Genomic DNA, 14,322 nt, shown 5'->3' with positions numbered 1-14,322 from the left:
ACCCATGACATCACGGTCGTCACGGACATCCGAGAAGGAATGCGTCTCTACTCGGAATACATGCGCAATCATGTTGTTGCTCTGAAATGGCATACAAGACAACGGGGAAGGAAACCGACATGGCAAAGAAGAAACGTCACGACGTAGTAATCGCCGGAGGTGGATCAGCGGGCGCGGTGCTCGCTGCCCGACTCACAGAAGACCCGACAAGGACGGTGCTGCTACTCGAAGGAGGTCAGGCCTATCCCGTCGACGGCAACCCGGATGTTCTCACGAACGGGTCGAGAGTGGGCGGCGACGCCGAACACGACTGGGGGTACACCGCACAGACGAGGCCCGGAAATCCCGAGATCGCGATACCTCGCGGCAAGGCACTCGGCGGTAGCTCCGCAGTCAACGCAACAGTGGCCCTGCGAGCCCGCGCGGACGACTTTCAGCAATGGGCCGACCGCGGAGTTGTCGGGTGGTCCTACGACGAAGTTCTCGAGACGTACAAGATTCTCGAGAATACCCCGGACGGGGACGACGAGTATCGCGGTAGATCGGGCCCACTTCCGGTTCGCCAACGGACCTACGAAACTATTACCGAGTCGCTGCGCGCGTTCATCGACTCCGGCATCGAACTGGGTCTCGACCGGGTAGACGATCCCAATGGTGCAGCACAAAGGGGTGTTTCGCCCAATCCGTTGACTGCAGTTGACGGAATTCGACAGAGCACGGCACTCGCGTACCTGACGGCGGAGGTGCGCTCTCGCGAGAACCTGACCATTCGTGGAGAGGCGCTGGTGGATCGAGTCCTGTTCGAGGACACCTCCGCACTCGGTGTGGTCACTGCAGATGGAGACGTACACCTCGCCGACGATGTCATCCTTTCCTCTGGGACATATGGCTCGGCAGCTATCCTCCTTCGATCCGGGGTGGGTCCCAAGTCCGATCTCGATGCTCTTGGAATCGACGTGGTCGCCGACCTGCCGGTCGGGCGTCGACTGCAGGACCACCCGTTCTTCTTCAACGCCTACGCCCTGTCGCCTGAGTCGCTCGGGATGAATCCGGTTGCCGGAGCACTGGTGTGGACAAAATCCAGCGAAGCCCGTGGCGACGAGCTGGACCTGCACATCTCCGCGACCCACCTGATGGAACCCGCAGCCAGTCCCACAGGCGGCGCGATCGTCTTGGCGATCGCAGTCGTGCAACCAGAATCCGTCGGTACGATTGCCCTTCGCTCCACCGATCCCAACGACCCACCCGTCATCGACCTGAACCTGCTCGGAACGCCCAGAGACCGACGCCGGATGATGGAGGGCCTCAGACTCAGTCGACGTATCGCCTCGGGCACCGCGTTCTCCCAAGTCGTGGCGTCCGAGCTGTTCCCCGGCGACGCCGTACAAACGGACGATGACCTGTACGCGTTGATCGACTCGCAGATCTCGACCTACGCTCACCCGACGTCGTCGGTACCGATGGGTGGACCGGACGACGACCACGCGGTGGTCGACAACGCAGGCGTTGTACGCGGTACCAATCGCCTTCGCGTAGTCGACGCCTCGATCATGCCCGTGGTGCCCTCCACTGCAACGAATCTGACCACGATCATGATTGCCGAACATATCTATCGCAACCATCTCATGCGGTGAAAAAGCAACGCATGGAATGTGCGCGAAGGCAATCTGACGCGAGCAGATGCACCGTTGCACCCGGCGGATGAAGCTACGCTCGCGTATCTGCGTAGCAAGCAAACCCTCTTGTCGAGCAGTGTTGCGTCCCTCGGGTTCGCAGCAACGTCCGCCGGCGCGAACTATCCGGTCTGCGTCGAGTTCTTCGGGTGCCGGACGAGCAGTGCCCAGCCGGCGACGGCAACACCGACTGCGACGAGGATCGCGAAGCCGAACACGGCGTCGGGTGCGCTGGCCCCGACGTTGAGGGCTACGCCGGCACCGATGACCGGTACCGAAAGACCGAGGAACAGGGCGATCAGCAGGGCGGAGGTCGTCCTGAGCCGATCCGACGGCGCGACGCTTTCCAGCACAATTCCGGTAGTACCCTTGTAGATCGCGCCTGCGCCGGCACCGATGAGGGCGCCGCTGAGGAGGAACAACGCGAGGTTCGGTGTCGCAAGCCGCACGGAGACGACTAGCACCACCAAGCCGACGAGTATCGAGGCGGTGCCGAACTCGAGCACCCGCGGTGCAGCTAGCCGGTTTGTTGCCAGCTGGGAGACGACACCGGCCGAGAAAACGAGGAACAGGATCGCGCCGGCCAACGCATGGGCGGGATGATGCAGAGTGGATGTGAGGAGCAGTCCGGACAGCCCGGCGAAAAGCCCGTTGGCAGCGAATGCCGACAGCGCCGCAGCTGCCGCGGCGACGGGAAGCCTGGCCGAGCTCCGAGGGCTCGTCTCAGCGGTGTCGGAGGGTTGGGTCGGAGATGGTGTGCTGGTTTCGGGGGTTAACGCGAGACCGAGCAGCGCGATCGCACCGAGCGCGACGATGAGTAGGTAGGGAACGGTCAGTGGCGCTCCGACCCACTGCGCGAGGGCTCCGGCGACCAACGGTCCGACGCCGAGACCCCCGACGTTGATGGAGGTACCGATGATCCGGGCACGAGAGACAGACGCGTCGGGATCCGCCCGCAGCCGCAGTTCCACGAGGTAGGTGATCGCGGTGGCGGCGGCGAGGCCGACAGCGACGCCGGTGAGAAACCGGCCGATCAACAGTCCCGGCAAGTCCTTCCACACTGCGAGCAAACCGGCCGAAACGATCATCGTCGCCGTGGCGCTGATCATAAGGCCCCTTCGTCCCAAGCGGACGGAAAAGCGTGGCGCCACAGTCAGCGCAGCGATGGTGCCGCCGGCAAAGATTGCGTACACCAGCGTGATCGTGAACGCAGACAGATTGTCACGTTCCCGGTACAGCCCGTAGAGCGGGCTGGGAAGGGTAGCGCTCGCCATGACGAGCAGAAAGGCGTAGGCGACCATCCAGAACCCGACGTTCGGGTCGAGACTTCTATCCGTGACATGTGGCTGTGTCAACGAGATGCTCCTTCTCGAGCGTGTCCGAAACCTGAGGATCCAAACCGGGTACGACGGCGGCTGCACCCTCGTGTGCCATGAGGGTGCAGCCGCGTCCGGTCCTGTCGAACTATCGCCGGGACATGCTGCGGGTCCGAACTTAGTTCACCCGAGCGGCGTTGTAGTAACCGCCGAAGTGCTTTATCGGCGACCACTCGGGCAGGGGGTCGGGAAGTTCCGGCGACAGGTCGCTGTAGTTCACCGCGCCATACACCACTCGGCCGTCGACCACTGTCAACAAGGACGAGATTTTCTGGATTTCGTCTTCGGGCACCGTGAAGTAATCCGCGCTGAGAAGAGCGAAGTCCGCCAGATTACCCGGGGCGATTCTTCCTTTTTCGTGTTCCTGGTGTGAGAACCAGGATCCACCCAAGGTGTACAGCTTCAAAGCTTCTTCCCGACTCAGTCTATTGTCCTTACCGAGCACTTCCGACCCCGACACCGACTTACCGGACACTGCCCAGCCGATCCCGATCCACGGGTTGTAGTTGGAGGCTCTGTATCCGTCCGAAGTCAGCGCCAACGGAACGCCGCTGGCAACCAATGCCCGAAGGGGAGGCGTCTGCTGCGCCTTCTCCTTGCTGTAGGTCGCACTGAAACCATCGCCGTGCAGCGCCATTTTGGCGTCGAGCGCGATGCCACCGCCCAAATTCTTCACTCGTTCGATGTTCTCGGGAGTGATGGTCTCGGCATGCTCGAGACCCCAACGCAATCCGTCCAGAGGCGTGGTCTTGTTCACCTCTTCCAGGGCATCGAGGAACGGTGTGATGTTCTCGTTGTAACTGAGGTGCCGTCGGAACGGAATACGTCGTTCCACGAGCTTCGTGACATCGTCCAATGTCGATTGACGCATGGCATCGTGGTCGAGAATGACAGCAGGCCGGTCGAAGTTCTCGTGATCATGCAGGTCGCCTCTGAACTCTTCACCCATGCCTTCGTATTCGTGACCGTGCACCATGGTCGGGTGAATATTATCGCCGGCGCTGATCGGGGACTTCTCAGTGACGGCGTGGATGTGCCGGTCCACTCCCAAATCGCCGGTGGCAGGGTCGAAACCGAGATCGACAAACGAGAAACGGACGTTCAGTTTATTGTCCACCGCCAGCGTATTTATTGAGGTGTGTCCCTCTGGGAACCCCAGTACCGCGCCCGTTTCGAGAACGGACGTGACACCAAAACTGTTGAGATCGTTCACAACGTAAATGAGCGAACTTATCTCTTCGTCGAACGAGGGCTGAGGCGCGTAGCCCTCCATCGCGACGAATGTCCACGTAAAGGCTTCCACCACACCGGTATACGCCCCGTGGTCGTCCGTCTCGAGCACCGTATCGGGCAGCATCGGGAAATTCGGAGTGCCGACCCCCAATGCCTCCATGGCCAAACCATTGAGAATGGCCCGGTTGTAAGCGTATTGCACGATGGCGGGCCTGTTCGGCACTGCCTCGTTCAGTTCGGCCACGGTCGGGTGCCGGTTCTCTTCGAATTGGTACGGTGACCATCCGCCGATCACCCTGACCCAGTGTCCTTCGGGCGTCCTCTCTGCTTGATCGCGCAACATGTCGAGGGCTCTTTCGAGGGTAGGAACCCCTTCCCACCTGACGGTGAAGTTGTAGTTCCTCTCGTTCAACACATGGATATGAGCATCGTTGATTCCCGGAATCAGGCGCTTGCCGTCCGCATCGATTACTTGCGTGTCGTCGTCCTTCAGACCGAGAATCTCCGCATCGCTGCCCACCGAGTAGATTCGCCCCCTCTTCACAGCAAGCGCAGATGCCTCCGGTCGCGCCGGATCTTGCGTAGTGATTTTCGCGTTGAACACGATCAAATCGGCACCGACGAACCGTCCGCTGAAATCGACTGTCATTCCACTCTCCGCTTCGAGGAAGTACTTCGGGTAGGAAGTTCTTGTATCGGACTATCCGCGGACGGTTTTGAGAGCACCGGCCCACGACTCGACTTGATCGAACAGAACACCGGCACCGGCACCGTGGCGGGGCTCCGGTGCGAACGTGGAGAAGTTCTCGAAATCGGTGAAGAACGAGAAGCTGAGCTGCTGACGTACGTGCGCGATCTGCAGTTCGCTTGCGATTCCTCGCAGGTGCTCAATGGCGCGGGCGCCGCCCAGTCCTCCGTAGGACACGAAACCGGCGGCCTTGTTGTTCCACTCCGCGTAGAGGTAATCGATGGCGTTCTTCAGAACCCCCGACGTCGAGTGGTTGTATTCGGGGGTGACGAAGATGAAGCCGTCGTACTTGGCGATTTCGGCGGCCCACGCCTTGGTGTGACCGTTTGCGTACTGCCCCATGGATGCCGGTGCAGCCTCGTCCAAGTGCGGTAACGGGAAGTCGAGCAGGTCCACCAGCGCGTAGTCGGCGGACGTACGGCCCGTCGCCTGCGCGAGCACCCAGTCAGCAACCGCCTTACCATTTCTACCCGGACGGGTACTGCCGAGAATCACTGCAATCTTGAGATCGGCCATTTTTCCAACTCCTGTGGTCGTGTGTGGTGTGAACGGTCATCGGGCAAAGAATTCGGTCCTCGCGAGCGAACCGGTGGGTACCTGAGTGAGGTGGGCTCCGACATCGAGTCCTCCAAGATCGACGCCGTGAAAGCCCATCCTTTCGATCAACCGACCGACCGACGCCCGGGCTTCGGAATCATCACCGGAGTAGAACAACACGCGACGTCCGTGGGGTGTCTCGGGATCGGACAGAAGGGAGATGTCGAGGTGTTGAAATGCACGAACAACCTTGCTGCCCGGTGCCAACCCACTGATGACACGAGAGGACAGTTCGCCGTTCAGATCGACAACCTTCAAACCGTATCCGGCCAGCGGATTGTCGGGGTCCATGGTGCCCGGCGATCCCGGCGCGAGGAACTCCACAGCATTGGTGCCGTCGATCAGAATTCGCCCACCCCATCGAGGAAGCGAGCCTAGAACAGAAGGTGCATCGACCCACCGGACAGCCAGCACGACGATGTCGGCTCTCGCAGCCTCGGCCGTGGTCACCGCCGTGACCGAGGGGCCCAACTCTTCGACGAGCGGAGCCAGCGACTGCGGACCTCGACTGTTCGAGATCGTCGTGCGAATCCCACGCGCGGACAAGCCCCGAGCGATATTGGAACCCAGAGCGCCCGCTCCCAGGATGCCGACCGTGGGGGGCCTGTCCTCGGACATCAGAAGCGCTCGCCGCCGAGCGCCGCCAGGAAGACTTGCGGGTTCCAGTACTCGCGGTAATTGGCCACCAATCCGTCACGGAAGGTTATGAAGGTGGCGTACTCCATGTTGTACGGGTTTCCGCTGGTGACGACCTTGCCCTCCACGCTCCACTCCACGATGGCGAGGTTCGGGTCCTCGGTGGTGTAGATCGTGGTCGTCGGCAGGTTCTGTACGTCGATCAAGTCCGGGTATCCGCGCAAATACTCGAACAGCGCCTCCCGGCCCTCGATGCGCTTGGGAGAGCCCTCCGGTGCAAAGGGGAATTCCGCCACGACGTCGTCCGTGCACAGATCCGTCCACAACTTCATGTCCTTGGCCAGAAATGCGTTCAGCGAACGCTGCGCCATCTGTTCGGCGGTCAGAGTATCACTCATGAATTTTCTCCTCGATTGGTTTGTTTTGGTCCAACAGAAGCTAACATTGTGTCATCGACACAACTACAGATATGTCCGAGTTTGTTCCGCTGTTCCGATTCAATTCATCACGTTCCCCCCGTCGACGACCAGGACCTGTCCGGTCAGCGCCTCGCCTCCATCGGACGCGAGGAAGGCGACCGCGGCTGCGGTGTCTTCCGGGACGAGTGGACGCGCCAGCGCCTGACGACCCACGACATCGGCGAACTGCTCGTCGGAGTTGACCGTACGAGCGCCGGGAGTGTCCGTCAACCCCGGAGCCACCGCCGAGACCGAGATCTTCGACGAACCCAAAGTCCTTGCCAGCACTCTCATCTGACCGATCTGCGCCGCCTTGCTGGTGATGTACGGCAACAGAACGGGATCGGGAGGATCGAACACGGTGTTCGAGGTGATCAGGATGATCCGACCGAATCCACGTTCGGCCATGCCGGGAGAGAATTCCTGCGTCAGCCAGAATGTGGACTCGACGTTCACCGCCTGCACGTGACGAAAGGTATCGACCGTGATGTCGGCGACGGCCGCCTGATCGAAGGCACCGGCGCAGTGCACAAACACATCGACACGCCCTTCGCGTTCGAGAACCCTGCTGGCCGCGTCCCTGGCCGAAGACTCCGAGGAGAGATCGACAGCGATGCCACCGTCCTCGTCACCTCCCCGGTCGAAGACCACCGTGCGGTGTCCCGAGTTTTGCAACGCAGCCACGATTGCGCCCCCGATCGCGCCGGCACCGCCGGTCACCACTGCCACCCGCCGGTCACCCATCATCGAAGCACCGCCTCGGAACCGAACTCGCGATTGTTCATGACGAAAGCCATCCCTTCCAAACGGTCGCGAAGTGCGTCATCTCAATATATATCACTGTGTTGGTGACGTACCGACATATACCTTGCGAAGTATGTGCGCCGAGTCCGAGTACGAACCGTTCCTGGACTGTCGTCACCGCAACTCCCCCCGGTACCGGCCTCGCACGCAGGCTCGGTACCGAGCAACAGACCTTGGCCTTCATCAACGCCTGGGCCACCGGAATCGCACACGAGGACGTCTCCTCTTGGGCAACCGCCGCGGGTGCACCTGCGCTCAGAGGAACGCAGTTCACCCTTCGCTGAGACAGCCTGATCGAGTGGCGCGTGTTCCCGAATTCGATTGTGCTGTAGTATTTTACGTTCGACCCTGCAGCATTCACCAACCTCTCTGCCGCCGATACGTAGTAGAGGACCAGCGATCCCCGACTCCGAAGCGCCAGGTCCGACCGCCTTCGCCAGGCTGTGTCGGACTACATCAATCGCGACGGAGACCGCACAAACCCTCGGCAGTGGTCCAAATCACAACTTATCGTTGCTTAACGATTTCGACCCTGCATACAGTTCGGTCGTCAGAACGTGGGATCGGTCACATTTGCGGCCGGCGAGCGTTTTCTTGGAAGGACTTCGATGGACACCAGTGCTGCAATCTCGCGGCGCATTCTGCTGCAGGGTGGAGCCGCGGCAGCTGTAGCAAGTTTCCTCGCCGGCTGTTCGCCAGGTCGCAGCGCAACCACCGAGGCCGGAAAACTGCGAATCGGCTACTCCAACAGCGTCATAGGAAACTCTTGGCGTGGCCAGTTCGTCGCCAACATCGAAGCCAAGGGCGATGCGATGAAGGCGTCGAACATCATCGCAGATCTTCGAGTCGTCAACAGTTCCAACGACATCACCCAACAGATCAGCCAACTGAACAACTTCCTGACCGCCGATCTCGACGTCGTTCTCATCGACCCCGTCTCGGCCGGTTCGGTTCAGGCCATCATTCCGAGACTCAAAGCGGCAGGTGCGCTGGTGATCGTCTCGACCGACCCGGCTCCGACCGAGGACGCTTTGAACGTTGTCGGCGACAACTACACCTGGTGGAAGATGCAGACCACCTGGCTGGTCGAGCAACTCGGTGGCCAGGGCAAAATTGTCATGGTGACCGGAGTCCCGGGCTCGACTGCCGACGTGCAAAGAATCAAGGCAGCGCAGGAAGTGCTGAACACAGCTCCTGGCATCGAAGTCGTCGCATCGGTCCCCGGATTCTGGGATCCGGCCCGCGCCCGCACGGCAATGGCGAATGTGCTTGCTACTCAGACACAAATAGACGGCGTTCTGATGCAGGACGTCATGACCGAAGGTGTCATACGCGCGTTCCAATCCTCAGGGCGACCGTTGCCCCGCGTCATGACCGGGGATTACACCGCAGGTTTTCTCCGAGCGTGGTCGGCCTTACCGGACCTGGTGTCCATCGGTGTTCCCTACTCCCCTACTTATGGAGCCGATTCCATGGAGTTCGCGGTCCGCCTCGTCTCAGGTCGGACGCTGAAGGACAGCTCGATCTCGCCCAACCCCGAACGCGAGGATCTACGCAACGCGGTATTGCTCTTTCCCTCGCTCGCGATCACCAGGGACGGCTCGCGCGGTGCGTGGACGCCAGAGGGCACCGAGGTGATCAGCTTGGAGGAAGCGCTGAAGCGAGTGGACGGCAAACCCGACAGCTACACCCTCGAAGCACCCATGTCACCCGAGCAGATCGAGGACTACTTCGCATGACCCTGTTCGCGAATGCAATCACGAAAGACTACGGGCAGGTACGCGCCCTCAAAGGTGCCGACATCACCCTCGAGTCGGGTGAAGTGCGAGCCTTGTTGGGCGGCAACGGATCAGGCAAGAGCACGATGTCGAAGATCCTCACGGGAGTCACGGCGCCGTCCACAGGGGGTATTTCCATCGACGGAGCTCCCGTCTCGATCAACGGACCTCGCGACGCATCGACACTCGGCATCGCGGCGACGTACCAGGAGGTCGCCCTGGCAGGCGATCTGACGGTCGCGGAAAATCTCGGTGTCACCCGCTTACCTCGGCGGTTCGGGATCTTTTCGGCTCCGAACAGGCATCGATCCCTCCTCGCCGAATCGCTCGAACGGGTGTCACTGAACGAGGACATCCTCGGCGAACGAGTCCGGGATCTGGACCTCGAACAACGGTCTTTGGTGGAGTTGGCTCGTGTGCTCGGCACCCGCCCCCGATACGTGGTGTTCGACGAACTCACCGCCTCACTGCGCGCGCACCAGGTGGACTTGGTCGGCGACATCATCCGAGAACTGGCAGATGACGGTGCCGGAATACTTTTCGTTTCCCATCGACTCGAAGAGGTCGAACGATTCTGCGACGTCGCGACAGTCCTACGCAGCGGACGCGTCGTACTCGATGGGTCTCTGAAGACTCTCACCATCGAGGATCTTGTCACTGCGATGACCGGCGAAAAGCAGAACGAAGGCGACCGTCGTCGGACGGTTCGCGCGTCGACCGGTGCCGGTGCGACAGTGCTTTCGGCCGAGGATCTGCTCGTGGACGGTGCAGCCGGCCCGGTATCGGTGCACTCGAGGGCCGGGGAGATTCTCGGAGTAGCCGGTCTCAGCGGGCAAGGCCAGGGCGAGATGCTCCGAGCACTCGCCGGTACCAGCCGGGCGACCGGCCGAATTCTGGTCGGCACGAAGAGCATGAACTCGGGTAAAGTCAATGAATTCGTTTCCTGTGGAGTAGGTTTCGTATCGGGTGAGCGAGATCGTGAGATGTCCTTCGGAGTGCGAAACGTAGACGAGAACGCGCGTTCGGTCTCGCTTACCCAGCGACGTTCTATCGACATCGGTGCGATGTTGGAGACCTTGAGACTTCCGAAGTCCCACAGACGAGCAATGATGTCCGGCCTGTCCGGGGGCCAACAACAGAAAGTAATCCTGGGCCGCTGGCTCACCATGTCGCCCCTCGTTCTCGTGGCCGACGACCCGACGCGTGGGGTCGACATCGGAGCGAGACGTGAGATACACCGGCTGCTGAGAAAGATCGCCGATGCCGGTGCGGGTGTTGTCCTGACGTCGAGCGACGATCACGAGCTCGCCGAGATCTGCGACCGCGTGCTCATTGTGTATCGCGGGCAGATCGTGCAGGAACTGACCGGTGACTCCGTAACCGAACAGCAGATCGCAGACGCATCCGTCCGCAGCGGCACCTCCACGAACTCCTCCGGAAAGGCAGCCTTGCTGTGACGACGACCAATCCGCCGGTGAGCAGCGAGTCACTGCCGTCCGGCAGCACCAAGCCTCCGGCGGCACAGATTCGGACGGTAGTCCTGCGCTGGCCCGGAACACCGATTATCGCGTTGTTCGGTGCTGTCCTCGTGGTCTGCACCGTTCTGCGACCCGCGTTCCTCACTGCGCCTTCATTGTCTGGATTCCTGTCGATCTTCGCACCCACGATCTGTCTTGCGATCGGAGTCAGCTTCGTCATGCTCGTCGGCAGTATCGATCTCTCGATCGGGCCGATGATGGGGTTCGCAAATATCTTGACAGTCCTACTCGGGTCGGTCGGGTGGCAACTGTTTTCGGCAGGACCGAGTGGTGCTGCCGCGTCCTGCTCTACCGAAGGCGTGTGTACACAAGGTCTTCCGTTCGGTGTCGCAGCGACGCTCGCCATCGTCGTGACAGCGATATTTGGACTTCTGAACGGCATCTTGGTCGCAGTAGTGAGGTTGCAACCACTACTGGCCACCCTCGCCAGCGGCTTCGTCGCGACGGGGCTCGGGCTGTGGTTCTTCCCCAAACCTGGAGGTCGGGTCAGCCCCGACGCAGTGGGCAACTACGGCGCACCCCACCTGCTGTCCCTCCCACTCGTAGCAATTGCAACGATCGTGGTGGTCAGCCTGGTGCTGTCGAAATCCCCTCTGGGCGTGCTCATGCGAGCTGTAGGGTCCGATCGGACACGTGCATATTCCGCGCGCATCCGCGTGTCATGGGTCACTATCGCCGCATTCACTACGTCGGGAGTCTTTGCGGGGATCGCCGGAGTCTTGTTCACGCTGTCCGTCGCTTCCGCCGACCCCACAGTCGGCGTGACGTTCACACTCAACGCGATAGCAGGCGCAGTACTCGGCGGAGCCGCACTCAAAGGCGGGCGAGCAGAACCCATCGGTCCCCTGTTCGGCGCGGCAACATTGGGTCTGGTCGGCGTGCTCATCGACGCCCTCGACATTCCTACTTACTATCAACAACTCGCATCCGGAATCGTGATCGTCCTGGCCCTGGCTTCGACCGCTCGCACCGCGCAACGCAGGAAGGTTTGAGACGATGACTGTTCGCATTTCAGACACGGACGAGTCGCCGATCGCGGCCCCGGAGTCTGTCGGCAGACCTACCGCGAGAACCCGTTTACGCCGGGCCGCATGGCTTCCGGCAGTGGCAACCTCGGTACTTCTCTTCGTACTCGGAGGTGTGCTCTCCCCTGGTTACGCCACGTGGGAGAACCTCAACGACATTGTTGCTGTGGCGGCAATTCTGGCCATAGCAGCGGCAGGTCAGACCCTGGTGATCATCGGTGGTGATTTCGGTATCGACCTGTCTATCGGTGCAGTCATGTCGCTGACGGCTGTGGTCGGGTACATGGTGATGTCGGGCGGCAGCTCCATGCTGACCGTGGCCGTGATTGTCGTGCTCGTGCTCGGCGGTGTTTTCGGACTCTTGAACGGCCTCATCGTCACCGTGTTTCGGCTGCCGGCGTTGGTCGTCACTCTCGGCACGCTCGTCATCGCAAGCGGCGCGACGTTTGCCATCGCACAGGGTGGGACTCCCGCCGGATCGGTCCCCTCTGCGCTGCTGAACCTTTCATCCACAAGTATCGGCGGAGTCAGACCCGTGACCGTCATCGCAATAGTGGTCGTCGGTCTTCTGGCGCTGTTCATGAAACGCAGCAGGTTCGGGCAGCAACTTCTCCTCGTCGGCGCGAACCGCGAGGCCGCGAGGCTTTCCGGAATTCCCGTGCGCCGAGTGGTCGTCACAGCCTTCGTCGCCGCAGGCATGCTGGCGGGGCTCGCTGGGATTCTGCTCCTCGGCTATGCCGGTACTGCCAATCTGAGCCTCGGTGCCGACTATCAGATCCTGACGATCTCGGCCGCCGTCATCGGCGGAGCCGCGTTGGCAGGCGGCGACGGGAACGTGCTTCGTACCGCGGCCGGAGCCATAGCTCTGCAAGTCCTGACGACGTTCTTGCTTACCGTGGGAGTCGGAAATGCGTTGCGGCAGATCGTCACCGGCCTGATTCTGCTCGTGTTACTGATGTTCAATTCCAGAACTCCCAAGCTGCGCGCCTGAGCGCGAATTATATTCCCACAGAATCGGAGATCGGTATGCCCGAGAATGGTGCGCTGCGCGCCTCTACGCCCGGATACAGCATCGACGTGCTTGTCGATGTGAAGACAACGCTCGGAGAAGGGCCGTTGTGGGATCAACAGCAGCAGAGCCTGTATTGGATAGACAGCATGGACGGACGAATCTTCCGTTCGGACGCCGAGGGAAACGGCATTCGAGCATGGGAGGTCGGTGAGCGTATCGGGTCGCTGGCTCTCACCCGTGGCGGCGACGGTGCAATTGTCGCTCTCCAGAACGGACTCTCGCATCTCGACTTCGCGAGTGGCGGGTTGGAGTCACTGATAAATATCGAGACAGACCTACCCGACAACCGATTCAACGACGGAATTGCCGATGCCGCAGGACGATTCATATTCGGATCGTTGAACTCCGACGAACGAACACCATCGGCGAAGCTGTACAGCTACAGCGAAGACGAAGGCCTCAGAGTCCTGGACGACGGCATCATCGTCTCCAATGGTCCGTGCTTCAGCCCCGACGGCACGACGCTGTACTTTTCCGACACCTGGTCGGGGGAAATTTGGGCTTACGACTACGACGTCTCGACAGGTGCGGCGACCGATCGGCGAACCTTCGCGACAGTCGACACATCGTACGGCGGTGCAGCAGACGGAGCGACCGTCGATTCGGAGGGATTTCTCTGGCAGGCGATGGTGTACGGCGGCAAGATCGCGCGTTATGCGCCGGACGGATCTCTGGATCGGACGCTGGAATTCCCCGTCCTCAAGCCCACCAGTGTCATGTTCGGCGGGCCCGAACTCGACATTCTCTATGTCACTTCGATGGCCCGCCCGCCGCTTCCCCGCTTCCCTGGCGACGGGCAACTGCGAGGTTCTCTCTTCGCTGTCACGGGGCTCGGTGTGCGTGGACTGCCCGAACACCGATTCGGTCGGCCGTGACCAGATAGAGGTGATGCCAGTGTCCATTCAGCGAACACTTTGCCTGAGATTTTTCGCTTCATGAGCACTCTTGGTCTCCGCCTTGCCTCAAAAAGCTTTGTGCAGTTATCTTTCCGAGCACGGCCGGGCGATCGCCAGATGGACAGTCACGACTGTCCTCGCCGCAACAGAATCGAATCGAAGGTGAAACAGTCATGACGGTATCCGTCATCGTTGCCGGTGCTCGCACACCCGTGGGGCGTTTTTCGGGTGCCCTGAAGGACTTCTCGGGATCGGACCTCGGCGGCATCGCCATCAAGGGTGCACTCGAGAAGGCCGGTGTCGCGCCGGATCAGGTCGACTACGTCATCATGGGCCAGGTTCTCACCGCTGGCGCCGGCCAGATTCCGGCCCGTCAGGCTGCGGTTGCCGCGGGTATTCCGATGACCGTGCCTGCCCTGACGATCAACAAGGTGTGCCTGTCCGGAGTCGACGCCATCGCACTGGCCGACCAGCTGATCCGCGCCGGT

Annotated in this window: 12 protein-coding genes and 1 pseudogene; 7 read left to right on the top strand and 6 right to left on the bottom strand. The window is 61.1% G+C overall.

The features are described from left to right. The first annotated feature begins 119 nt into the window (after positions 1–119). Positions 120–1,634 (top strand): GMC family oxidoreductase, encoded by a 1,515-nt coding sequence (locus tag CH251_RS13745; protein WP_094613698.1) that lies wholly within the window; start codon positions 120–122, stop codon positions 1,632–1,634. Between the two features lie 161 nt (positions 1,635–1,795). Here CH251_RS13745 and CH251_RS13740 read toward each other — a convergent pair whose 3' ends face one another. The 6 genes from CH251_RS13740 to CH251_RS13715 all read right to left on the bottom strand — a co-directional run bounded on the left by CH251_RS13740 (position 1,796) and on the right by CH251_RS13715 (position 7,468). After that, positions 1,796–3,028: an MFS transporter gene (locus CH251_RS13740; RefSeq protein ID WP_143537898.1), complete on the bottom strand. Its 1,233-nt coding sequence runs from the start codon at positions 3,026–3,028 to the stop codon at positions 1,796–1,798. Positions 3,029–3,167: 139 nt separating this feature from the next. Beyond that, positions 3,168–4,931 carry an amidohydrolase gene (locus CH251_RS13735; protein ID WP_094613628.1) on the bottom strand — a complete coding sequence of 588 codons (1,764 nt, stop codon included), beginning with the start codon at positions 4,929–4,931 and terminating at the stop codon, positions 3,168–3,170. Positions 4,932–4,982: 51 nt separating this feature from the next. Then, positions 4,983–5,546 carry an NADPH-dependent FMN reductase gene (locus tag CH251_RS13730; protein ID WP_094613627.1) on the bottom strand — a complete coding sequence of 188 codons (564 nt, stop codon included), beginning with the start codon at positions 5,544–5,546 and terminating at the stop codon, positions 4,983–4,985. Between the two features lie 36 nt (positions 5,547–5,582). Next, complete coding sequence (locus CH251_RS13725; protein WP_094613626.1) at positions 5,583–6,245, bottom strand: NADPH-dependent F420 reductase; 663 nt, start codon at positions 6,243–6,245, stop codon at positions 5,583–5,585. Continuing rightward, positions 6,245–6,661, bottom strand: coding sequence for a nuclear transport factor 2 family protein (locus CH251_RS13720; RefSeq protein WP_094613625.1), 417 nt, complete (start codon positions 6,659–6,661; stop codon positions 6,245–6,247). The genes CH251_RS13725 and CH251_RS13720 overlap by 1 nt, the downstream gene beginning before the upstream one ends. 99 nt (positions 6,662–6,760) lie before the next feature. Next, positions 6,761–7,468 (bottom strand): SDR family NAD(P)-dependent oxidoreductase, encoded by a 708-nt coding sequence (locus CH251_RS13715; RefSeq protein WP_094613624.1) that lies wholly within the window; start codon positions 7,466–7,468, stop codon positions 6,761–6,763. Positions 7,469–8,133: 665 nt separating this feature from the next. Between CH251_RS13715 and CH251_RS13710 the strand changes: the two genes are divergently transcribed. The 6 genes and pseudogenes from CH251_RS13710 to CH251_RS13685 form a co-directional block, all read left to right on the top strand. Then, complete coding sequence (locus CH251_RS13710; RefSeq protein WP_143537897.1) at positions 8,134–9,264, top strand: ABC transporter substrate-binding protein; 1,131 nt, start codon at positions 8,134–8,136, stop codon at positions 9,262–9,264. After that, the gene (locus CH251_RS13705) at positions 9,261–10,760 is read left to right on the top strand and encodes a sugar ABC transporter ATP-binding protein (protein ID WP_094613622.1); all 1,500 of its coding nucleotides are present in this window, start codon (positions 9,261–9,263) and stop codon (positions 10,758–10,760) included. Before CH251_RS13710 ends, CH251_RS13705 begins: the two co-directional genes overlap by 4 nt. Further along, positions 10,757–11,833 carry an ABC transporter permease gene (locus CH251_RS13700; RefSeq protein WP_179273587.1) on the top strand — a complete coding sequence of 359 codons (1,077 nt, stop codon included), beginning with the start codon at positions 10,757–10,759 and terminating at the stop codon, positions 11,831–11,833. Before CH251_RS13705 ends, CH251_RS13700 begins: the two co-directional genes overlap by 4 nt. 112 nt (positions 11,834–11,945) lie before the next feature. Then, positions 11,946–12,857 carry an ABC transporter permease gene (locus CH251_RS13695; protein WP_179273586.1) on the top strand — a complete coding sequence of 304 codons (912 nt, stop codon included), beginning with the start codon at positions 11,946–11,948 and terminating at the stop codon, positions 12,855–12,857. Positions 12,858–12,892: 35 nt separating this feature from the next. Then, the gene (locus CH251_RS13690) at positions 12,893–13,813 is read left to right on the top strand and encodes an SMP-30/gluconolactonase/LRE family protein (RefSeq protein WP_094613619.1); all 921 of its coding nucleotides are present in this window, start codon (positions 12,893–12,895) and stop codon (positions 13,811–13,813) included. A 194-nt stretch (positions 13,814–14,007) separates the two neighbouring features. Continuing rightward, positions 14,008–14,322, top strand: a pseudogene (locus CH251_RS13685) (acetyl-CoA C-acyltransferase); the annotation flags it as partial.

It is taken from the genome of Rhodococcus sp. 06-462-5 (genome assembly GCF_002258315.1).
In the GTDB taxonomy this organism is placed as follows: Bacteria; Actinomycetota; Actinomycetes; order Mycobacteriales; family Mycobacteriaceae; genus Rhodococcoides.
This window is presented reverse-complemented; position numbering and strand designations above follow the sequence as displayed.